1 protein-coding gene is annotated in these 1,097 nt (G+C 76.4%); it reads right to left on the bottom strand.

The window, feature by feature from the left end:
* On the bottom strand, nt 1–1,097 hold a 1,097-nt coding region (locus AC3EVP_RS36880), incomplete at both ends, for an AMP-binding protein (RefSeq protein ID WP_435138157.1).

The raw sequence follows: 1,097 nt of genomic DNA, 5'->3' as shown, positions 1-1,097 counted from the left end.
CGGTGGTCGCGGTGATCCCGGCGCCGTCCAGGGCGGCCAGCGCCGAGGGCGGCAGCGTGACATGGGTGACGGGGGTGCTCGGGTCGGTGAGGGCCTCCAGCGGTGAGGCGCCGGGGGCGAGGACGAGGGCGGCGCCGCTCAGCAGCGCGCCGCACAGGTCCCAGAAGGCCGCGTCGAAGCTGGGCGAGGCGAACTGGAGCACCCGGCTGCCCCGGGCCACGCCGAGCCGGCCGGCCTGGGCGGCGACCAGTCCCGACACGCCCGCGTGGCTGACGACGACGCCCTTGGGGCGGCCGGTCGAGCCCGAGGTGTAGATCACGTACGCCGGGTGCCGCACCTCGAGCGGAACCCGCGGATCGGTATCGGGGCGGCCGGCCGACGCGGCGACGGCCGCCACGTCCTCGACCACGACCGCGGGCTGCGCGTCCTGGAGCATGAACGCGATCCGTGCGGGCGGGTAGTCCGGGTCGACCGGCAGGTAGGCCGCGCCCGCCTTCAGCACGCCCAGCACCGCGACCACCGACTCGACCGACCGCGGCAGCGCCACCGCCACCACCTGCTCCGGGCCCACTCCCCGGGCGATCAGCTCATGCCCGAACCGATTGGCGCGCACGTCGAGTTGACGATACGTCAGCTCGGTGTCACCGCAGACCAGCGCAACCGCGTCCGGCGCGGCCGCCACCTGCGCGGCGAACAGCTCGGGCAGGCTCGCGCGGGCCGCCTCCTCGGGGCCGGCCGGCAGCGCCTCGCGGCGCTCCTCGGCGGACAGCAGCTCGATCGCGCCGATCGGCCGGCCGGGGGCGGCCGCGACCTCGGCCAGCAGCCTGGTCAGCCGGGCGGCCAGGGCCTCGACGGTCGGCCGGTCGAACAGGTCGGTGCTGTACTCGACGGAACCGGCCAGGCCCGCCGGCGCGCCGTCGGGGCCGAACTCCTCCGCGAACCCGAAGGTCAGGTCGAGCCGCGCGGTCCCGGTGAGCACCGCGACCCCGGAGACCTCCAGACCCGGCAGGGCGAAGTCGCCGCCGGGCGCGTTCTGCACGACCAGGCCGGTCTGGAACAGCGGGTGGTGCGACAGCGAACGGGACGGGTTCAGCGCC

It is taken from the genome of Actinacidiphila sp. bgisy144, assembly GCF_057708105.1.
The sequence above is the reverse complement of the archived record's forward strand: the minus strand, read 5'-3'. Positions and strand labels throughout refer to the sequence as shown.